This window comes from Cupriavidus pauculus (assembly GCF_003854935.1).
Taxonomy (GTDB): Bacteria; Pseudomonadota; Gammaproteobacteria; order Burkholderiales; family Burkholderiaceae; genus Cupriavidus; species Cupriavidus pauculus_C.
Genome location: NZ_CP033969.1, coordinates 1375606 through 1396308, shown reverse-complemented (window position 1 = coordinate 1396308; position 20703 = coordinate 1375606). Strand labels below are relative to the sequence as shown.

Annotated in this window: 20 protein-coding genes; 12 read left to right on the top strand and 8 right to left on the bottom strand. The window is 69.2% G+C overall.

Annotated elements, in window-relative coordinates:
- The first annotated feature begins 164 nt into the window (after positions 1-164).
- From thiL to EHF44_RS08115, 3 genes are all read left to right on the top strand, one after another.
- Positions 165-1160 carry a thiamine-phosphate kinase gene (gene thiL, locus EHF44_RS08125; RefSeq protein ID WP_437340321.1) on the top strand — a complete coding sequence of 332 codons (996 nt, stop codon included), beginning with the start codon at positions 165-167 and terminating at the stop codon, positions 1158-1160.
- 103 nt (positions 1161-1263) lie between these two features.
- The gene (locus tag EHF44_RS08120; protein ID WP_124683270.1) at positions 1264-1845 is read left to right on the top strand and encodes a phosphatidylglycerophosphatase A family protein; all 582 of its coding nucleotides are present in this window, start codon (positions 1264-1266) and stop codon (positions 1843-1845) included.
- A 42-nt stretch (positions 1846-1887) separates the two neighbouring features.
- Entirely contained in the window at positions 1888-2385 is a 498-nt protein-coding gene (locus tag EHF44_RS08115) for a CinA family protein (protein WP_124683269.1), read from the top strand.
- 161 nt (positions 2386-2546) lie between these two features.
- Here EHF44_RS08115 and pyrF read toward each other — a convergent pair whose 3' ends face one another.
- Positions 2547-3365: an orotidine-5'-phosphate decarboxylase gene (gene pyrF / locus EHF44_RS08110; protein WP_124683268.1), complete on the bottom strand. Its 819-nt coding sequence runs from the start codon at positions 3363-3365 to the stop codon at positions 2547-2549.
- Between the two features lie 220 nt (positions 3366-3585).
- Between pyrF and EHF44_RS08105 the strand changes: the two genes are divergently transcribed.
- Positions 3586-4470: a DMT family transporter gene (locus tag EHF44_RS08105; protein ID WP_124683267.1), complete on the top strand. Its 885-nt coding sequence runs from the start codon at positions 3586-3588 to the stop codon at positions 4468-4470.
- A 470-nt stretch (positions 4471-4940) separates the two neighbouring features.
- The gene (gene corA, locus EHF44_RS08100) at positions 4941-5903 is read left to right on the top strand and encodes a magnesium/cobalt transporter CorA (protein WP_124683266.1); all 963 of its coding nucleotides are present in this window, start codon (positions 4941-4943) and stop codon (positions 5901-5903) included.
- A 51-nt stretch (positions 5904-5954) separates the two neighbouring features.
- Here corA and mtgA read toward each other — a convergent pair whose 3' ends face one another.
- From mtgA to mpl, 7 genes are all read right to left on the bottom strand, one after another.
- Positions 5955-6656: a monofunctional biosynthetic peptidoglycan transglycosylase gene (mtgA, locus tag EHF44_RS08095; protein ID WP_124685034.1), complete on the bottom strand. Its 702-nt coding sequence runs from the start codon at positions 6654-6656 to the stop codon at positions 5955-5957.
- Positions 6657-6735: 79 nt separating this feature from the next.
- Positions 6736-7617 carry a shikimate dehydrogenase gene (gene aroE / locus EHF44_RS08090; RefSeq protein ID WP_124683265.1) on the bottom strand — a complete coding sequence of 294 codons (882 nt, stop codon included), beginning with the start codon at positions 7615-7617 and terminating at the stop codon, positions 6736-6738.
- Positions 7617-8552, bottom strand: coding sequence for an energy transducer TonB family protein (locus EHF44_RS08085; protein WP_124683264.1), 936 nt, complete (start codon positions 8550-8552; stop codon positions 7617-7619). Before EHF44_RS08085 ends, aroE begins: the two co-directional genes overlap by 1 nt.
- A gap of 125 nt (positions 8553-8677) precedes the next feature.
- On the bottom strand, positions 8678-10798 hold the full coding sequence (locus tag EHF44_RS08080; protein ID WP_124683263.1) for a ribonuclease catalytic domain-containing protein: 2121 nt from the start codon (positions 10796-10798) through the stop codon (positions 8678-8680).
- Positions 10799-11027: 229 nt separating this feature from the next.
- Positions 11028-11687 (bottom strand): chorismate--pyruvate lyase family protein, encoded by a 660-nt coding sequence (locus tag EHF44_RS08075; protein ID WP_124683262.1) that lies wholly within the window; start codon positions 11685-11687, stop codon positions 11028-11030.
- Complete coding sequence (locus EHF44_RS08070; protein ID WP_124683261.1) at positions 11684-12292, bottom strand: YqiA/YcfP family alpha/beta fold hydrolase; 609 nt, start codon at positions 12290-12292, stop codon at positions 11684-11686. Before EHF44_RS08070 ends, EHF44_RS08075 begins: the two co-directional genes overlap by 4 nt.
- A 32-nt stretch (positions 12293-12324) precedes the next feature.
- Positions 12325-13704 carry a UDP-N-acetylmuramate:L-alanyl-gamma-D-glutamyl-meso-diaminopimelate ligase gene (gene mpl, locus EHF44_RS08065; protein ID WP_124683260.1) on the bottom strand — a complete coding sequence of 460 codons (1380 nt, stop codon included), beginning with the start codon at positions 13702-13704 and terminating at the stop codon, positions 12325-12327.
- 179 nt (positions 13705-13883) lie between these two features.
- Here mpl and EHF44_RS08060 point away from each other — a divergent pair, with 179 nt between their 5' ends.
- The 7 genes from EHF44_RS08060 (at position 13884) to EHF44_RS08030 (ending at position 20653) form a co-directional block, all read left to right on the top strand.
- Positions 13884-14591 (top strand): UDP-N-acetylmuramate--alanine ligase, encoded by a 708-nt coding sequence (locus tag EHF44_RS08060; protein ID WP_124683259.1) that lies wholly within the window; start codon positions 13884-13886, stop codon positions 14589-14591.
- 23 nt (positions 14592-14614) lie between these two features.
- Positions 14615-15169: a TlpA family protein disulfide reductase gene (locus EHF44_RS08055; protein WP_124683258.1), complete on the top strand. Its 555-nt coding sequence runs from the start codon at positions 14615-14617 to the stop codon at positions 15167-15169.
- A gap of 240 nt (positions 15170-15409) precedes the next feature.
- A complete protein-coding gene (gene aroQ, locus EHF44_RS08050) occupies positions 15410-15898 on the top strand; it encodes a type II 3-dehydroquinate dehydratase (protein ID WP_124683257.1) in 489 nt (162 codons plus the stop codon).
- 135 nt (positions 15899-16033) lie between these two features.
- Positions 16034-16498: an acetyl-CoA carboxylase biotin carboxyl carrier protein gene (accB, locus tag EHF44_RS08045; RefSeq protein WP_124683256.1), complete on the top strand. Its 465-nt coding sequence runs from the start codon at positions 16034-16036 to the stop codon at positions 16496-16498.
- Between the two features lie 112 nt (positions 16499-16610).
- Positions 16611-17978, top strand: a complete 1368-nt coding sequence (accC, locus tag EHF44_RS08040; RefSeq protein WP_124683255.1) for an acetyl-CoA carboxylase biotin carboxylase subunit — start codon at positions 16611-16613, stop codon at positions 17976-17978.
- Positions 17979-18016: 38 nt separating this feature from the next.
- On the top strand, positions 18017-18934 hold the full coding sequence (gene prmA / locus EHF44_RS08035) for a 50S ribosomal protein L11 methyltransferase (RefSeq protein ID WP_124683254.1): 918 nt from the start codon (positions 18017-18019) through the stop codon (positions 18932-18934).
- Between the two features lie 9 nt (positions 18935-18943).
- Positions 18944-20653, top strand: coding sequence for a DUF3426 domain-containing protein (locus tag EHF44_RS08030; RefSeq protein ID WP_124683253.1), 1710 nt, complete (start codon positions 18944-18946; stop codon positions 20651-20653).
- The last annotated feature ends 50 nt before the right edge of the window (positions 20654-20703 follow it).

The window sequence follows — 20703 nt, the reverse complement described above, 5'->3', positions numbered from 1 at the left end:
GGCTCCACGAACCCGCTGTCTCCGCTTTCACAGGCGCTTAGGCTGCTGCCTTGGAAATGGCGCATTTTATATTGTGAAAAACTATTTCACAATGGGCGTTTTGCGCGGGGCACCTTTGCGTTTCGGTACAATATGCCGCATGCCGCTGGGCTTGACCAGACGGTATGCCCCCCACCTTCATGCCAGATCCCAGCGCCGTCTCCCTTTCCGAATTCGACCTGATTCGCCGCTTCTTCACGCGCCCAGTGCATAAGGCGGCGCTCGGCGTGGGCGATGACTGCGCGCTGATCGACCCGCGCCCGGGCCACCAGCTGGCCATCAGCACCGACATGCTGGTCAGCGGCCGCCATTTCTTTCCCGATGTCCCGCCGCGCGCGCTGGGCCACAAGGCGCTGGCCGTGAACCTGTCGGACCTGGCCGCGATGGGCGCCGAGCCGCGCGCGTTCACGCTGGCGCTGGCGCTGCCGGAGGCCGATCCCGCCTGGCTGGAAGCCTTTGCCGGCGGCCTGCTGGCCCTGGCCGACGACCACGGCTGCGAGCTGATCGGCGGCGACACCACCAAGGGCCCGCTGACGCTGTCCATCACCGTGTTCGGCGACGTGCCGCTGCGCCAGGCGCTGCGCCGCGACGCCGCCCGGCCCGGCGACGACATCTGGATCTCGGGCACGCTCGGCGACGCCCGGCTGGCGCTGGGCGACTGCCGCGGCGAATGGCTGCTGCCCGAGCCCGATTTCACCGAGGTGCGGCCGCGCATGGACACCCCGACGCCGCGCGTGGCGCTGGGCATGGCGCTGCGCGGCGTGGCGCACGCGGCGCTGGACATTTCCGATGGCCTGATTGGCGACCTGGGCCACATCCTCGCCCGCTCGTCGGTCGGCGCCATCGTCGACGTCGACGTCCTGCCCCGCTCGGCCATCCTGGGCGCGCAGCCGATCGGCTGCCAGCGAGACTGCGTGCTGGCCGGCGGCGACGACTACGAACTGTGCTTCACCGCCCCGGTGGGTCAGCGCGAGGCCATCGCCGCCATCGGCCAGCAACTGGGCCTGCCGCTCACGCGTGTCGGATCGATCACTCCGGAGGCCGGGCTGCGGCTGGTCGACCGCCATGGCGACCCGTACACGTACGCGGGCGCGTCGTTCGATCATTTCACCGCGCCGTGACACACCGCCGCCAAGCCGTGTCATGATGCCGGGCATGCGCGCAACAGGGAGAGCCGTGCGCTTGCGCGCCATATATCACTAGAAAAGTCGAGCCAGGTTCTTGATGTCCGCCTATCCCCCCGGGGCCGCGCCGCGCGACCCCGCCCATCCTGCCGAGCCCGTCACGCTGGAGGCCGGCCAGACGTCCCGCATCACGCGCCCCACCGCGCGCTTCATGCTTGGCCATCCGGCCCGGCTGCTGGCGCTCGGCTTTGGCTCGGGCCTGTCGCCGGTCAGCCCCGGCACGGTCGGCACGCTCTACGGCTGGCTGTCGTTCGTCGTGATCTCGATGTGGATCGAGCCGACCACGTGGCTGTGGATCATCGCCGGGGGCTTCGTGCTCGGCATCTGGGCGTGCCTGCGCACCGCGCGCGACATGGGCGTCTACGACCACGGCAGCATGGTCTGGGACGAGATCGTGGCGTTCTGGCTGGTGCTGGTCTTCGTCACGCCCACCGGGTTCTGGGGCCAGTTCGCGGCCTTCCTGTGGTTCCGGCTGTTCGACATCGCCAAGCCGGCGCCGATCCGGTACTACGACCGCACGCTCAAGGGCCCCGGCTTCACGGGCGCCTTCGGCGTGATGTTCGACGATATCTTCGCGGCGTTCTACACGCTGCTCGTGTTCGCCCTGTGGCGCTCGTTCTGAGCGCCGCGCCCTTTCTGCACCAGGATTCGGGGAATCGCCGCCATGTCCGTCAGCCGCCTGCTTGACCAGCTAGCCATCCAGGCCGGAGCCGCCCTCGCGGAACGCTCGCTCATGCTCGCCACCGCGGAATCCTGCACGGGCGGGCTCGTGGCGGCGGCCATCACCGATATCTCAGGGTCGTCCGGCTGGTTCGAGCGCGGCTTCGTGACCTATTCGAACGAGGCCAAGACGACCATGATCGGCGTGCCCGCGAAGCTGATCCGCGACCACGGCGCGGTCAGCGAGGAAGTGGCCCACGCCATGGCCGAGGGCGCCCTGCTGAACAGCCGCGCCCAGGTGTCGCTGTCGATCACCGGCGTGGCCGGCCCCACCGGCGGCACCCCGGACAAGCCGGTCGGCATGGTCTGCTTTGGCTGGAGCAACCGCATCACCACCCGCACCGAAACCCAGCGCTTCAAGGGCGACCGCGCCCAGATCCGCCGCCAGGCGGCCGAGCACGCGATGCGCGGACTGATCGAGCTGATTCGGAACGAGGCGTAAGAATCCGCTGGTTGGCTCCCCTCTCCCGCACGGCGGGAGAGGGGTCGGGGGAGAGGGCGTTGAGCATCTGCTTGCCGACAAGTCGCAATTTGAGCCGCCGGCCCTCTCCCCCAGCCCCTCTCCCGCACGCGGGAGAGGGGAGCCCACTCCGAGCACAACGCTCAACCGTGCCGGAACCGGTTGATCGTCTCGCGCGTCTGCAACGCCACGTTGCGGGCGGCCGCGGCGAAGTTCTTGTCGCGGCTGGCGTACAGGATGGCGCGCGACGAGTTGATCATCATGCCGGTGCCGTCGGCCGTGCGGCCGGCCTTCACGGTGGCCTCGATGTCGCCGCCCTGGGCGCCGATGCCCGGGATCAGCAGCGGCATGTCGCCGACGATCTGGCGCACCCGGGCAATCTCGTTCGGGAACGTGGCGCCCACCACCAAGCCCATCTGGCCGTTCGTATTCCAGCGTTCGCGCGCGGCCTCGGCCACCACCTGGTACAGCGGCTTGCCGTCGACCTGCAGGAACTGCACGTCCGAGCCGCCCGGGTTGGACGTGCGGCACAGCACGATCACGCCCTTGCCCGGATGCGCCAGGTACGGCGACATCGAATCGAAACCCATGTACGGGCTGACGGTCACCGCGTCGGCCTTGTAGCGGTCGAACGCCTCGATCGCGTAGTGCTCGGCCGTGGAGCCGATGTCGCCGCGCTTGGCGTCCAGGATCACGGGGATCCCCGGGTGGGCGTCGTGGATGTATTCGATCAGCTGCTCGAGCTGGTCCTCGGCGCGCTGGGAATGGAAATAGGCAATCTGCGGCTTGAAGGCGCAGACCAGGTCGGCGGTGGCGTCGACGATTTCGCGGCAGAACGAGAAGATCGCCCCGCCCGTGCCGGTCATCGACAGCGGCAGCTTGGCCGGGTCCGGATCGAGCCCGACGCACAGCAGGGAATCGTTTCGCTGCCAGGCGCTGGACAGCAGCTCGGTAAAGGTCATGGGAGGCTCGGAGAAGTCGGGCGGGGCTGGCGTCCCGCCCGGGTTCGACAGTATGCACAGCATAACGCGCGCGACGGCCGGGCGGTTGGCCGCCGGCAGGGCGCGACGGGCGTCGCGCGGCGCGCCATGGTGGCGTCGGCGGCATTCTACCTGCTGGCATGCTATTGTCTGGAGCTTCCGCTTAAAAAGAGCGACCGCCACGTCGCCATTCCGCCGATCCATGCAACTCGACCGCCGCGGCGTGCTCCTGCTCGTCATCCTGACCCTTGCCTGGGGCCTGAACTGGCCGATCATGAAGCTTGGCGTGGCGCATTTCCCGGCCATGGGATTCCGGCTGCTATGCATGGCCGGCGGGCTCGTGGCGCTGGGGCTGGCGCTCAAGGTGCGCGGCGAATCGCTGCGCGTGCCGCGCCAGGCGTGGGGCACCGTGGTGCGGCTGGCCATCCCGAACATGGTCATCTGGCACCTGTTCGCGATCTGCGCGGTCAAGCTGCTGTCGTCGGGCCGCGCGGCCATCCTGGGCTACACCATGCCGATCTGGGCCGTGATCTGGGGGCTGGTGATCTTCCGCGAGCGGATTGCGCTGTCGGCCTGGATCGGCATCGGCTGCGCGCTGGCCGGCACGGTGCTGCTGCTGTCCGGCGAGATCGCCGCGCTGACCGGCAGCCCGGCCGGCACCGTGCTGATGCTGGTGGCGGCGGCCGGCTGGGGCTTTGGCACCCAGTTGATGAAACGCACGCCCATCGACGTCTCCATCGGCGCGCTGACGTTCTGGATGCTGGCCGTCACGCTGCCGTTCCTGGCCGTTGGCTCGGCGCTGTTCGAGACCGGCTGGCGCATGCCGACGGCCGTGGAATGGGCCGCCATCGGCTACAACGCCGTGGTGGTCTTTGCCTACTGCCACCTGGTCTGGTTCGCGCTGGCGCGCAGCCTGCCGCCGGTGGTGTCGAGCCTGTCGATCATGTTCATTCCGGTGGTGGGCGTGTTCTCGGGCATGTGGCTGCTGGGCGAGACGCCGCACTGGCAGGACTACGCGGCCATCGTACTGATGTTCGCGGCGCTGTCGTCGGTCATGCTGGCGCCGCTGCTGCGCCGGCGCCTCTGAGCAACACCAGAGATTTCACTTAACAAGCCCCCTCCCGTTGGATTACACTCGCGGCCATCAGAATCCCGGAGAAACTACGTGGGCAGTAGCATCGGGTGTTCGGGCTGCCGCGGCCGTGCCGCGTCATCGCCGGATGCCATGTCACTGCGGGCTGCGTAACGCCGATCCGCGCGGGGCCATCGCCCTGCTCGTCGCCGTGCTTGCCCGCAGACACCTGCGGGTGAGTGTGTCCTTCCGATTCCCGCGCGGTGCGTCTTGCTGACCGCCGCGTCGCGCACCGGATCTTCCCTCCCCCGGCTTGCCAGCCAGATACAGGCAACAGGCAAACGTCATCGCCTTGCCCCCGGACGCGGTCCCGCGCCCGCCGGCAGCCCGATCACGCTTGCCGGCCGCCTCATGGTCGCCTTGCTGGCCAAGCCTTGCCTGCGCACGTCTCCGACCCGCGCAATCAGTCACAAGGAATCCCAGGGATGATCAACCTGTTCGTCCTGCAGAAAGGCCGGCTTGCCCAGGAGCAGGTCGACGAGCGCAACGAGCTGCTGCAGCACAAGCCCATCTGGATCGACGTGGTCAGCCCTGACGACGAGGAACTGGCGTGGATCAAGGAAGCCTACAACGTGGTCCTGCCCGAGCTGGAGGACCTGGGCGACCTGGAGGCGTCGGCGCGCTACTTCGAGGGCGAGGACGAGAATATCCACATCCGCACCGACTTCCTGCTCGACGAGGACGAGGCGTCGCGCAACGTGCGCGTGGCCTTCGTGCTCACGCGCGACGTCCTGTTCTCGATCCACGACGAAGACCTGCCCGTGTTCCGCCTGGTGCGGCTGCGCGCCCGGATGCGTCCGGGGTCCGTGCGCAACGCCAAGGACGTGCTGATGGACCTCTACGCGACCGACGCCGAGTACTCGGCCGATTCGATCGAGGAGATCTACGAGCGCCTGGAGGAAGCCAGCCGCCGCGTGCTGGCCGAGAACGTGACCGATGCCGCCGCCGCCGACGTGCTGGAAACCATCGCCCGCGAGGAAGACCTGAACGGCCGCATCCGCCGCAACGTCATGGATACGCGCCGCGCCGTGTCGTTCCTGATGCGCAGCCAGCTGCTGTCGGCCGAGCAGCAGGACGAGGCGCGCCAGATCCTGCGCGACATCGACTCGATCGAGAACCACACCGCGTTCCTGTTCGACAAGATCAACTTCCTGATGGACGCCACGGTCGGTTTCATCAACATCAACCAGAACAAGATCATCAAGCTGTTCTCGGTGGTGTCGGTGGCGCTGATGCCGCCCACGCTGATCGCCAGCATCTACGGCATGAACTTCAAGCTGATGCCGGAACTGGACTGGGCCATCGGCTACCCGTGGGCCATCGCGCTGATGGCGGTATCGGCGGCAATTCCGCTGGTGTATTTCCGCCGGAAGGGCTGGCTGAGCTAGCAGGCTGGCCCTGGCTCCCCATCCCGCGAAGTGGGAGAAGGGAGCCCTCTCTCAATCCGGCAGCGTTGCCGCGCCCATGCGCCGGGCGATGATCGATGCCTTGGTGCGGAAGTTCACGCGGACGTTGGCGCAGTACTCCTTCTTGTCGAAGCACTTGGGCGCCGGCAGCGCGGCAGCCAGCCGGGCGGCCTGGCCGACGGTCAGCCGGGACGCCGACGTGTGGAAGTAGTGCTGCGCGGCGGCCTCCACGCCGAACACGCCCTCGCCCCACTCCACCGAGTTCAGGTAGATCTCGAAGATGCGCTGCTTGTCCAGCCAGAATTCGAGCATCCACGTGATGGCCAGTTCCTGGCCCTTGCGCACGTAGTATTGCTCCGAGGACAGGAACAGGTTCTTGGCAAGCTGCTGGGTGATCGTCGACCCGCCGCGCACGATGTGTCCGCGCTTCTTGTTGCGCTCCCAGGCGTCCAGCATGGCATCCAGCTCGTAGCCGGGGTGGTTCACGAAGTCGGCGTCCTCGCTGGCGATCACCGCGCGCTTGATGTTGCGCGACATCTCGCCGTAGCCCACCCACTTGCGGTCCACCGAGCAGCTCCAGACATTCAGCCCGCACAGCCGCCAGCGCTCGGCGCGCATGAACGACGTGGACGACGGGTCCAGGTATTGCCAGGCCGCGATCTGGAGGAAGAAGTACACCTGCAGCGCCAGCACGCCGACGATCAGGCATTCGCCCAGATAGCCAATCCAGCGCAGCGGATTGGCCGCGCCCGACGCTCTGGCGGGCGCGCGTGCGGCGGCGGTGCGCTGGCGAGCCAAGGCAGATGACGGGCGGTTAGCGCGCGGCTTCCGCCTGCAGCGCGGCGCGCAGCTCGGCCAGCACCGGGGTGGTCCCCGGGCGCACGCCGCGCCAGTTGTAGAACGCCTCGGCGGCCTGCTCCACGAGCATGCCCAGGCCATCGGCCGTGCGCGCGCCGCACCTGGCCGCGTAGGCCAGGAACACGGTCGGCCGGGCGCCGTACATCATGTCGTAGGCCAGCACGCCTTCGCCCAGCAGGTGCTCGGGCACCGGCGGCAGCTCGCCCTGCAGGCTGCTGGCCGATGCGTTGATGACCACGTCGCAGCCTTCGTCCTCGGACAGCGCGCCCAGCGCGTCCAGCCCGCCGGCCCACAACTCCACGCCGTACTGGTCGGCCGCCTCGACGAACGCCTCGACCATGTCGCTGGCCTTCTGCGCCGTGCGGTTGGCCACCACGATGCGGGCCGGCCGGCATTCGATCAGCGGCAGCATCGCGCCCATCGCCGCGCCGCCGGCGCCCAGCACCAGGATGCGCTTGTCTTCCAGCAGCACGTCGAGGTTGTCCTGGATGTCGCGCACCAGCCCGACGCCGTCGGTGTTGTCGCCATGGATCAGCCCGTCCTCGATCCACATCGTGTTGACCGCCCCGGCGGCCTCGGCGCGCGGCGTCAGGCGGTCGGACAGGTCGTAGGCTTCCAGCTTGAACGGCGTGGTCACGTTGCAGCCGTGGCCGCCCTCGGCCAGAAAGCGGCGCACGGTGTCGGCAAAGCCGTCCAGCGGCGCCTCCAGGCGGTCGTACTGCACGGCCTCGCCGGTCTGGCGCGCAAACGCGGCGTGGATGGCCGGCGAGCGGCTGTGCGAGACGGGGTTGCCGACCACGACGTAGCGGTCGGCGGGGGAAGACTGTTCTGCGGTCATCAGCGTCCTTGCAGGCGGACGTCGAGCCCGCTGCGGGTGAACTTGAAAGTGGAAATGACTTCGAGGATGTCCTGCTTCGACTGCATCTCGGCCGTGAACGGCCCGAACGGCGCCGCCGCACGGACAATCGCCACGGCCTGGCGGTCCAGCGCCGGGTCGCCAGAGCTCTTGGCCACGTCGATCGCGTCGATGTTGTAGCCGTCGCGGTTATAGCCGAGCTTGCCCTGCCGGTTCACGTTGATCACCAGGATCAGTTGCCCATAGAGCGGCTTGCCGTTCTTCTGCGGAAAATCGCTCGTGCCGCGCGCCTCGATCCGGCGGCGCAGGCGGTCGTAATACTGCGCGTACTCCACGCCCTGCGCGCTGGTGGCCGTAAGCTGCATGCGCTTGGGGCGCTTGGCGTAGTGTTCGAGATTGCGGCCGATCTCGGCCTCCAGCTTGGCCATCTCGTCGGTCGACGTACGGTCGTCCTGGCCGCGCAGCGGGGTGTCCAGGCGCTGCTCGCCCGGCTTCATGGGCTGGCTGCGCACGGCCGGCGCCGCCTCGCGGGCCTGCGTCATCAGCCGGCGCTGCTCTTCTTCCAGCTGCTCGATGCGGCGCTGGGTCAGGCGCACGAGGTCGCCGTCCTTCGATTCGGTCTGCGCCGGCAGCGGCGTGGTGGCGCGCTGGGCGTCATGGTCGCCGCCGCCGTCCAGGTTGGCCTGGGCCAGCACGGTCGGGTTGCGCGGCTTTTCGGCCGATTTCGCGTTGACCAGCACCACGTCGAGCTGGGGATCGGACCGCTTGATCTCGAACACCTCCGGCGCGGCAATGCGCACCATCAGCAGCGCCGCATGGATGGCGACCGACACGGCCAGCGCCTTGGCCAGCGTGCTGCTGGATCGCCACCAGTCGCGCGGATGCGAGGGGCGGAAAGCGGGAAGAACGGCGTTCACGATGGGTCAGGGACCAGGCGGTCGGCGTGGGAGGGCAATCGTTCGGCAAACCGGCCATCCCCCCTGCAGGGGGATGGCCGGAACGGACTTCGATTGTACGGGAGCCGCCCGGTTTACCGAAGGACTCAGGCGGGGGGGTTGGCGCCGGTGTCGCGTGGCGCCGACGCATCGTCCGGGGCCGTCTCGGCCGGGGCATCGGCGGCGCCTTCGGTGCCACCTTCCGCTGCGGCTTCGGCGGCATCCTCGGCCGCCGCCTCGGCGGCTGCCTCGGCGGAAACCTCCGCCATCTCGTCCTCGGTGTCGCCTTCCAGTTCCTCTTCCGGCAGTTCGCCCTCGCCGGCAAAGATCTCCAGCACGCGGCACGACACTTCCAGCGAGATCTCGTCGGTCGACGCAATCTCCAGCAGCACCTGCGTGCCGCGCACGGCCTGCGCCAGTTCCGGCACCCGCGTCACCAGCGGGATCTCGGCAAAGCGCACCGCGCCGTCCTTGAGCACCGTGGCCATCAGCTTGCCGCGGTTTTCCTGCGCGATCCAGCGCAGGCACCAGTAGCGCTCCATGGTCGACTGGTGGTCGGCATAGGCCGCGTAGGTGCCTTCGAAGTCCGCCACGGCGGCCAGCAGGTCGGCGTCCTTGGGCTTGAACGGCGCCACCAGCTTGGCGGTCACGCCATGCTGGGCCACCGCCAGGATCTGCCACTGGTTGACCAGGTCAACGTAGCGGCGCAGCGGCGACGTGCTCCACGCGTACTGCGCCACGCCCAGCCCCTCGTGCGGCGCCGGGTAGGTCTGCATGCGCGTGCGGTGCATGCCCCACGCCTTCTGGGTGCGGTAGATGCCCGGCACGCCGTGGTCGGCCAGCAGCTTGCCCCACGTGCTGTTGGCCAGGATCATCAGCTCGGCCACGATCTTGTCCAGCGGCGATCCGCGCCGGCGCTGCTCGATCCGCACGCGCTCGCCGCCGCCGTCCACCGAATCGATATAGAAGTTGAAGTCCGCGCGGTTGTGCGCCTCCGGGCGCAGGCCGCTGGCCAGACGCGCCTTCTGGCGCTCGTCGTGCAGGTGGTTGGCCAGCCGGAACAGTTCGCCAAGCTGCTTGCGGAACGGGTAGTCGCCGGTGCCGCTGGCCAGCGCGGCCTCGGTGACCACGTCCTCCAGCAGGTTGTGGCGCAGGTTGGCGGCAATCGGCACCAGTTCGGCGCGCGTCTCGCTGCCGACGATGGCCAGGCCGTCCGGCGTGTCCGGGTCCACCGTCACGTACAGCGACAGCGCCGGGCAGGTGCGGCCTTCCTGCAGCGTGTAGCGTTCCACCACGCTGTCGGGCAGCATCGTGATCTTGTCGCCGGGGAAATAGACCGTGGACAGGCGCTGGCGGGCAATGGCGTCGAGCGGCTCGCCGCGCGTGAAGCCCAGGCCCGGCGCGGCGATGTGGATGCCCACGCGCAGCTTGCCGTCGGCCAGGCGCGTCACCGACAGCGCATCGTCGATCTCGGTCGTCGTGACATCGTCGATCGAGAACGCCTCCACGTCGGCCACGGGCAGGCTGCCCGACGGGTCCGGCACGGCCACGTCCGGGAAGCCGGTGCCCTTCGGGAAGCAGTCGGCCAGGAACTTGGCCTCGTGCAGCGCGCGCGGGCTTTCCACGCCGCCCACGGCCACCATCAGGCGCATCGGCGTCATGCCCAGCGCCGTGCATGCGGCGTCCATGGCCTTGAATTCGAGACTGTTCTTGTCGGGCTTGAACAGCAGTTGCAGCACCTTGCCGCGGAACGCGTCGGGCAACTGGTGCGCCTTGAGCTGGGCCTCGTACTCGGCCTGCACCAGCAACTGCTGCTTCTTGCGCTCCACGGCGGCCAGGGCGGCCTTGAGCTGGTCTTCGGGCGCGCGCAGGTAGCGGCCGCGGCCCTTGCGGCGGAAATAGACGGGATTGCCATGCAGTGCCATCGCAAGTGCAGCCTGCTGCACTGCGCCGGCATCGGCCCCGTAGTATTCGGCAGCCAGGTCGGCAAAGCCGAATTCCTCGGCCGGCGCGCATTCCCAGAGGAAGTCGAGGTCGATCTCGGCGGTCAGCTCGCCGGTCTGCCGCACCATTTCACTGGCCGACGGCTGGGCAAACTGCAGCAGCACGTCCTTTGCCTTGACCTTGGTGCGCTTGCCCGCGGGCAATTCCACCTGGTAGGCCTCGCCCTGTTGGGCAAGGACGGTGCCGGCGCGGATTTCGCCGCCTTCTTCGAACAGCAACTGCATGGATCGGTACTTTCGGAAAGGGCCGGGACACGCCGCCACGGTGCGCGCACAAGCGCGCGGTCGAGCCGGCCCGTCCGGGCGGATATTCGACCCGGGATGATACCGCACCCAGCGTTGGCGCCGGCGGGCATCCCAGGGGCAGGGAATCAGAGCGACATGCAGCCCCCGGGCCCGGCGGCCCCGGCGACATCGCGGATCGCGCGCTCGATGGCGACCCGTCCTTCCAGTTTCATGCGGGTCTCGCTTCCTTGTGGTGGGTGTCGATCCGGCGGGGCAGCCGGGTGCCACCGGCGCCGATGTTGGGCGGCGCCGCCCGCGTGAGCAGGTCTGGCAGGAAGACCTCGGTCACAAGCATGGCGCCGCCGCCGCGCCGGAACACCGAGCGCCGCGCGGGCAGCATCGGCACCGATGCAAACGCCGGCAGCACCCGCTGCAGCGCCTGGCGCAGCGGGTGATGGACGGTCAGCCGCGCGAACTGGAACGGCTCGCGCCGCACGCGCGGATCGACAAACAGCGCGCCGCCCAGCGGCCGGTTGCCCAGCCCGCGCAGAAACGGCCAGTCGCGTCGCGCGCGGTACGGATCGACAATCGTGTGCGCAAAGACCGCGGGCACGTCGTCGCAGATCAGCAGCACTTCGCGCGTGATGGCCGGCACGGGCCGAATCAGGCCCAGCGCGCGCCATTCGTCGGCAAACGGCGGCCGTGGCGACTGGTTGATCCGCGTCACGCGGAACCGGCTGGACGCCGACATCAGCCGGGCCGTCAGCGAGCCCTCCCCGGCAATCCAGCGGCGCTGGTTCAGCGGGATGGCGGCGTCGTACGGCAGGTGGGCGTGCCACGCGGCGCGCAGGCCGCTCGGGCCATTCTGGCCGGGAACCGCCGCCGTCATGCCGGGCGGGCTGGCTGGCGTCCGTCGGGCCGATAGCCGCAGAAGGCGAGCACTTCGTCGACGTAGGCGTCGAATTCGCTGATGCCGTGGTCGCTGCCCTCGATCACGCGGATCTGGGCGCCGGGGCACGCCGCGACCATCTCGCGGTAGTCCAGCACCTCGTCGCCGGTGGTCGCCAGCAGGAAATAGCGCTCCGGGCGCGTGATGGTATCCACGCGCAGCGCCAGCAGTTCGTCCAGATGTTCGCGCTTGACCTCGACCGAGCCGCCGCCGTGGTACAGCGGCTGCTCGCCAAGATATTTCTCAAGGTCGGTCCAGGGATGGATGGCCGGATTCAGCAGCACGGCGCGGCAGCCGTGGCGCTCGGCCAGCCAGCGCGCGTAGAAGCCACCCAGCGACGAGCCGACGATGGCGATGTCGGTCTCGCCGCCGGCCTGGGCGCCCCGGATGGCCGCCTCGGCCTGGGCAATCGCCTGGGACGGCGACACATTGAGCATCGGGCAGGCGAAATACTTCTCCAGCCCCCAGGCGCGCATCCGTTCCTGCACGAGCCGCGACTTCATCGACTGCGGCGAGGAACGGAAGCCGTGCAGGTACAGCAGCATGGGATTCCCTGTGTGAAAGTGGCCGGCGGCCGTCAGCCCTTGGCGCCGATGGCGTCCAGCAGCTTCTGGTGGATGCCGCCGAAGCCGCCGTTGCTCATCACCAGCACGTGGTCGCCGGGGCGGGCGGCGGCGGTCACGGCCTGCACCAGTTCGCCCAGGTCCTGGAACGCGGCGGCCTTGTCGCCGATGGGCGCCAGCGCGTCGCCCAGGTTCCAGCCCAGCGCGTCCTTGCCGGACGGCGCGCCGTAGCCGAACACCAGATCGGCCGCTTCCAGGCTGGCCGGCAGTTGGGCCGCCATCACGCCCAGCTTCATCGTGTTCGAGCGCGGCTCCAGCACGGCGAGGATGCGGGCGTCGCCCACGCGGCGGCGCAGGCCGTCGAGCGTGGTCTGGATGGCCGTCGGATGGTGCGCGAAATCGTCATAGACCGTCACGCCGCTGGCCACGCCGCGCACTTCCATGCGGCGCTTGACGTTGGCAAAGCGGCCCAGCGACTCGATGGCCTGCGCCGGCGGCACGCCCACGTGGCGGGCGGCCGCGATGGCGGCAATCGCGTTCATGCGGTTGTGCGTGCCCTGCAGGTCCCAGACCACGGTGCCCTGCAGCGCCTCCTGGAAGTACACGTCGAACGCGTCCTTGCCGGCCGGCGCCTCGGTGCGGGCGTCGCCTTCGCGCCAGTCGCCCATGCCGAACTGCTCCACCTCGCTCCAGCACCCGCGTTCCAGCACGCGCGCCAGCGCGGGCTCCAGCCCGTTCACGACGAGCCGGCCCTGACCGGGCACCGTGCGCACCAGATGATGGAATTGGGTCTCGATCGCGGCCAGATCGGGGAAGATGTCGGCGTGATCGTATTCAAGGTTGTTCAGAATGGCCGTGCGCGGACGGTAGTGCACGAACTTGCTGCGCTTGTCGAAGAACGCGGTGTCGTATTCGTCGGCCTCGATGACAAAGAAGTCCGATTCTGTCAGCCGCGCCGAGATACCAAAGTTCTGCGGCACGCCGCCGACCAGGAAGCCGGGGTTGTAGCCGGCGTCCTGCAGCACCCAGGCCAGCATCGACGTGGTGGTGGTCTTGCCGTGCGTGCCGGCCACGGCCAGCGTCCACTTGCCGTTCAGCACGTGCTCGCCCAGCCATTGCGGGCCGGACACGTACGGCAGGTTGCGGTCCAGGATGGCTTCCATCAGCGGATTGCCGCGCGACACCACGTTGCCGATCACGTACAGGTCGGGGTTCAGCGATAGCTGCTGCGGGTCGAAGCCCTCGATCAGGTCGATGCCCTGGGCTTCCAGCTGGGTGCTCATCGGCGGGTAGACGTTGGCGTCGCAGCCGGTGACCCGGTGGCCCGCCTGCCGCGCCAGGACCGCGAGGCCCCCCATGAACGTACCGCAGATGCCAAGGATGTGAATATGCATGGGAGCTTCGGGAATGCGTGGGAATGCGTTGGGCCGCGCGGACGGGCCGGCGGCGCAGAAGTGAAGGGTCTGATTGTACCCGCATGCGTCCGGTTCCCGACCCGCTGCCGGCGCGGCGCCAGTCCCGCCGCGCGCCTGTGCCGCATGCCGGGCCCTGGCCGTGCGGGTATCATCGACCCATGTCCCGACGTACCCCCTCCGACCCCGCCCGCCTGCGCGAGGAAATTGCCCAGGCCGCGGCGCGCATGATTGCCGAAGACGGCGCCGACTACGCCACCGCCAAGCGCAAGGCCGCCCGCCAGTTGCTGGGCGACGTCCGCGTGGCCGGCGAATGGCTGCCCGACAACGAACTGATCGAGGAAGAAGTGCGCGCCTACCAGGCGCTGTTCCAGGGCGAGCACCAGCCGCGCATCCTGGCCCTGCTGCGGCAACTGGCCGTGCTGGCCATGGAAGATCTGGGCGGCTTCCGCCCCTATCTGGTCGGCGCCGTGCTCAACGGCACGGCCACCGAGCATTCCGACGTCTATATCCAGTGCTTCTGCGACAGCCCAAAGGACGTGGCGCTGCACCTGATCAACGCCGGCGTGGATTTCGAGACCAGCGAGAGCCGGCACTTCGCGGGCCGGGGCGACGTGGAGACGCTCAGTTTCCTGTGGCGCGGCCAGTGGCCGGCCGGCCGCGAGGCGCGCCTGCTGGCCGGCGAGGTGCGCGATATGCTGGGCGCCCCGGTGGGGGTCCACATCGCGCTGTATGATGCCGTCGACGAACGGGGCGCGGCGCGCGCCGACGCCAGCGGCCGCGTGGCCCGGGCCGACATCGACGCCGTCCGCGAGCTGATGGACGAGGCGGCCGGCGCGCCCGACCAGCCGCCGCCCCTATCTATATAGAACTGTCTTCTTCCGCCCCGAACATGACCGCTTCCACCCCCGACGCCAAGCCGGCCCGCCGCTCGTCCCTGGTCCTCTGGATCGTCGTCGCCCTGCTGGCCGCGGTGGCCGGCGCCGTGGCTGCCCACTTTGCCATGGCGCCCAAGCCGGCATCGGACCAGGCCGTCGAATCGCTGTTCCAGGCCAGGATGCCCGACCCAAGCGGCGCGGAGCTGGACCTGTCCAGGTATCGCGGCAAGACGCTGGTCGTGAACTTCTGGGCGCCGTGGTGCGGCCCGTGCGTCGAGGAAATGCCGGAGCTGACCGCGCTGCACGGCGAATACGCGCAGCGCAATGTCGAATTCATCGGCATCGGCATCGATTCGGCCGGCAACATTCAGGAATTTCTCAAGAAAGTCCCCGTGAAGTATCCGCTGGCCGTGGCCGGGTTCGCCGGCACCGAACTGGCCAAGAGTTTCGGCAACGCCCAGGGCGGGCTGCCCTACACGGTGGTCATCACGCCCGACGGCGACGTGAAGTACCGCAAGATGGGCCGTGTCCACGCCGACGAACTGCGCAAGGAGTTGCCGGGCGCCTGACGGGCCGGGCTGCCAGCTGCGCGGGAAATTTCCCGTAACTGCGCGCTTCTGCCTCTAAATGACGCAGAAGTGACGATGGATGGGCCGCCAGATTCGATGGTTTTCGGAAAATGTGATCCGTAAGGCGTGAGGCGCGTCTCATATGCCTTGGAGACGACTTCGGCCTTGTATCGCGTGCTAGACAAATCCCTCTAAGCTACGGTAATCTCCGCGCAATTTCGTTGAACTGGTCGAGTCGCCGTGTCGTCTACCCCCACCGTCAGCCGCGCCGCCCGCTATCGCAAAGTGCTGGTTCTGCATGGTCCGAACCTCAATTTGCTCGGGACCCGCGAGCCGCAGGTGTATGGGCATACCACGCTGGCCGATATCGACGCCGCGCTGGCCAAACATGCCGCCGCGGCCGGGGTCGACCTGCAGACCTTCCAGTCCAACCACGAGGGCGCCCTCGTGGATCGCGTCCAGGCCGCCCGTACCGAAGGGGTGGACTTCGTGATCATCAATCCCGCGGCGTTCACGCATACCAGCGTGGCCCTGCGGGACGCCCTGGCCGGCGTGGCGATTCCGTTCGTCGAGGTGCACCTGTCCAACGTGCATCGCCGCGAGCCGTTCCGCCATCACTCGTATTTCTCCGATCAGGCGATCGGGGTGATCTGCGGGCTGGGCTGGCGGGGTTACCTGCTGGCCCTGGACTACGCGCTGGCGCAGGAGCAGGACGCCCCGGGCAGCTAGCCCGACCTGGTAGGCAACCGAGACAACCGCGGCCTGTCGCGCCTGGCGAGGCGGGCCAACATCAATGACTGACCGCCGCCGTCCCCTTCCCTGACCCGAAGGTGACCGGACAACCCGATTCTGGAGGATAAGAAGATGGACCTGCGCAAGCTGAAGACGCTGATCGACCTGGTGGCCGAATCCGGCATTTCGGAGCTCGAAGTGACCGAGGGCGACGGCAAGGTTCGCATCGTCAAGCAACCCCCGCAGGTCGTGGCCGCCCCGGTTGCCGTGCCCCAGCTCCAGGCCCTGCCCATGGCTGGCGCCGCACCGGCAGCCGCCGCGCCGGCTGCCGCCCCCGCCGACGCCGCCCCGCAACTGCCGGCCGGCCACATCGTCACGTCGCCGATGGTCGGCACGTTCTACCGCGCCCCGTCGCCGGGCGCCGCCCCGTTCGTGAACGTGGGCGACACCGTCAAGGAAGGCCAGACCGTCTGCATCATCGAAGCCATGAAGCTGCTCAACGAGATCGAGTGCGACAAGGCCGGCGTGATCAAGGAAATCCTCGTCGAAAACGGCCAGGCCGTGGAGTACGGCCAGCCGCTGTTCGTGATCGGCTGAAGCCAGCCGCCGGCTGACGCGGCACAGCGGCCCGTGGCCCTGCCGCCAAGCGTTGGCCCGGCGCGCCATTCCGGCGTGCGCGGGCCCGCCCCTGTTCTCGCAGAGAGAGACCATGTTTGAAAAAATTCTGATCGCGAACCGCGGCGAGATCGCCCTTCGCATCCAGCGCGCCTGCCGCGAGCTGGGCATCAAGACCGTGGTGGTGTACTCGGAGGCCGACAAGGAAGCCAAGTACGTAAAGCTGGCCGACGAAGCCGTCTGCATCGGCCCGGCCCCCTCGCCGCTGTCGTACCTGAACATGCCGGCCATCATCTCGGCCGCCGAAGTCACCGACGCCCAGGCCATCCACCCGGGCTACGGCTTCCTGTCGGAGAACGCCGACTTTGCCGAGCGCGTGGAGAAATCCGGCTTCGTGTTCATCGGCCCGACGTCCGACAGCATCCGCCTGATGGGCGACAAGGTGTCGGCCAAGCAGGCGATGATCAAGTCCGGCGTGCCGTGCGTGCCGGGCTCGGACGGCGCACTGCCCGACGACCCCAAGGAAATCCTGGCCACCGCGCGCCGCGTGGGCTATCCCGTGATCATCAAGGCCGCCGGCGGCGGCGGTGGCCGCGGCATGCGCGTGGTGCACACCGAGGCCGCGCTGATCAACGCCGTCAACATGACGCGCGAGGAAGCGGGCCGTGCCTTCGGCAACCCCGAGGTCTACATGGAGAAGTTCCTTGAGAACCCGCGCCATGTGGAAATCCAGATCCTGGCCGACCAGCACAAGCAGGCCATCTGGCTGGGCGAGCGCGACTGCTCGATGCAGCGCCGCCACCAGAAGGTGATCGAGGAAGCGCCCGCGCCGCACATTCCGCGCCGCCTGATCGAGCGTATCGGCGACCGCTGCGCCGATGCATGCAAGAAGATCGGCTACCGGGGCGCCGGCACGTTCGAGTTCCTGTACGAGAACAACGAGTTCTACTTCATCGAGATGAACACCCGCGTGCAGGTGGAGCATCCGGTGACCGAGATGATCACCGGCATCGACATCGTGCAGGAGCAGATCCGCATCGCCTTTGGCGAGAAGCTGCGCTTCCGCCAGAAGGACGTGGAACTGCGCGGCCACGCCATCGAGTGCCGCATCAACGCCGAGGACCCGTTCAAGTTCACGCCGTCGCCGGGCCGCATCACCGCCTGGCACATGCCCGGCGGCCCCGGTGTCCGCGTGGACTCGCACGCGTATGATGGCTACTTCGTGCCGCCCAACTACGACTCGATGATCGGCAAGATCATCACGTACGGCGCCACGCGCGACCAGGCCATCGCCCGCATGCGCATCGCGCTGTCGGAGATGGTGGTGGACGGCATCCTGACCAACGTGCCGCTGCACCGCGACCTGATGCTCGACGCCAACTTCGTGGAAGGCGGCACCAGCATCCATTATCTTGAACACCGCCTGGCCCAGAAGGCCAACGCCCACGGCGAGAAAGCCTGAGGCGGGGCCCAGCGGCCGGCTTGCAGCAAAGGAACCCCGTGGCTTTCCAGGAATGTGTGATCGAAATTGCGCAGGATCAGGCGGAAGCCTGGTCCGATGCACTGTTCGACCTCGGCGCGCTGTCGGTATCGGTGGAAGACGCCGACGCCGACACGCCTGACGAGCAGCCGCTGTTCGGGGAGCCCGGGCTGGAGCCGACGCGGCTGGCGTGGAACCGGTCCCGCGTGGTGGCGCTGTTCGACGACGAGACCGATCCCGCGCTGGTGGTGACGGCCGCCGCCAACACGCTGGGCATCGACCCGGTGCCCGACTACACGCTGCGCCCGGTAGCCGACCAGGACTGGGTGCGGCTGACGCAGTCACAGTTCGAGCCGATCCGCGTGGGCGAGCGCATCTGGGTGGTGCCGTCGTGGCACGACGCGCCCGACCCCGACGCCGTGATCCTGGAGCTTGATCCGGGCCTGGCTTTCGGCACGGGCAGCCATCCGACCACGCGGCTGTGCATGCAGTGGCTCGAACAGAACGTGCGGGCCGGCGAGACGGTGCTGGACTACGGCTGCGGCTCGGGCATCCTGGCCATCGTGGCCAAGAAGCTCGGCGCCGGCGACACGGTCGGCATCGACATTGATCCGAATGCCGTGGAGGCATCGCGCTACAACGCCGAGCGCAACCGCGTGGCGGCGACCTTCGCGCTGCCCGAGGCGGTGTCCGAGGCCACCCACGATCTGGTGGTGGCCAACATTCTTTCCAACCCGCTCAAGCTGATGGCCGCGATGCTGACCGCGCGCGTGCGTCCGGGCGGCCGGCTGATCCTGTCCGGCGTGCTCGAACGGCAGGCCGACGAGGTGGCGGCGGCCTACGCGCCGTGGATCGCCATGTCGGTCTGGCGCAGCGAGGAAGGCTGGGTGTGCCTGCACGGCACGCGCCCGGCCGCGGCATCCCCCAACCAATCCTGATTCCCGACCATGGCCGCTGCCAAGCTCGTCACGCGCTGTCCGGCCTGCCGCACCGCGTTCCGGCTGGTGGCGGACCAGTTGCGGCTGCGCCAGGGCCTGGTCCGCTGCGGCCAGTGCGACACCGTCTTTGATGCGCGCGAACACCTGATCGAGGTGCCCACGCCGGGCGGTAGCGGCGCCGCTGGGGCTGCCAGCAGCGTCCCCACCGGTACGCCGGCGGCCGCGCCGCCCTCCTCGTCCGTGTCGATGGCCGCCGCGCTGGCCCACGCCGAGCAGGCGCAGGCGGCGGCGCGCGCCCGCGAGGCCGACGCGCCGTTCGATCCCGGCTTCGATCCAGGTTACGAGGTGCCGGCGCTGGATTCGCCGACGACGATGATGTCCGAGGCGGAAGCCGAGGAAGTGGTCGGCGTGGCGCCGGAAGTGCCCCCGGAAGTGGCGCCTGAACGGTCACCTGAACCCGAACCCGCCGAGCCGGGCGCGGTGGCCGATGCGGTACCTGAAGAGGCCGCCGCGCATTTCGACGAGGCTGCCGAGACCGACGCCGTGCTGCCGGACGAGGCCGCACCGCAAACCGCCCCGGAAGCCGACCCATCGCCCGAACCCGCCGAAACGCCGCTGACCGAGCCGCCCGTCCCGTGGCCGACGCTCGACCACGCCGCGTTCGACGACGCCCCGCCCCGCCCGGCGCCGACGGCCGCCGCGCCGGCGCCGCACTCGTCGCTCGATCCCGCCGCTGCGTTTGCATCGACGCGCCCCTCGGGCCTGCCGCCGTACGGCGCCTATAGCGCCAAGGCAAGCTGGCCGCCGCTGCGACCGTCCGAAGGCCCGACCTCCCATCCCGCCGACCACGGCACACCGGAACCCGAAGTGCCGGCCCCGGTGGAAGCGGCCGAACCCGGCGTCGTTGCACCTGATCCTGTCGCGGAACTGCCGCCCGAACCCGCCACGCCGGCCGACCCGGTGCCCAGCGCCAGCGGCTTCCTGCGCAGCGCGGACCCGGCCGACCCCGAGGCGGAAGCCTGGGCCGCGCAGGCCCGCGACGTCATCGAACACGACCTCGGCGTGACGCCGCGCGACGACACACCCAGCAGCGTGGCGCGCGAGACCACCACGCGCCGCTGGCTGCGCCGGGACGAACCGGCAGCCAGCGCCGGCCCGGTCTTCGCGCCCGATTTCCTGCGCCACACCCGCGAGCGCGAACAGGCGCGCGCGCCGCGCCCCAAGGTGACGGTGCCCGGCAGCCAGCGCACGTGGATCCGCGCGGCGGCCATGGTGCTGGGGCTGGGTATCCTGGTCCAGGGTGTCTTTCTGGCGCGTAGCCAGATTGCCGGCAGCGTGCCGGTGCTGCGGCCGGTACTCGAAGCGGCCTGCGCGCCGTTCGGCTGCGCCGTGCCGCCGTGGCGCGACCTGGAGGCGCTGCGCATCGACAGCTCGCAGTTGCAGAAGCAGGACGAAGGCGCCGACGTCTACCAGTTGGCCGTCACGCTGCGCAACCAGGGCCGCGCCACCACGGCCCTGCCCGCCATCGAACTCGTGATGACCGACCTGCAGGACCAGCTGCTGCTGCGCCGCGTGCTGCAGCCGGGCGAGTACCTGGAGCCGGCCCAGCGCGGCTTTGCCACCTCGGGCCTGCGCGCGGGCAGCGAGCTGCCGGTTCGGGTACGATTCCGGACGCAGCAGGCCGCGGCGAACTACCGCGTGCTGATCTTCTATCCCTGAATTCATCGCCCCCCGCCACGCCGGCCGGCAATGCACCGGACCGGCGGGCC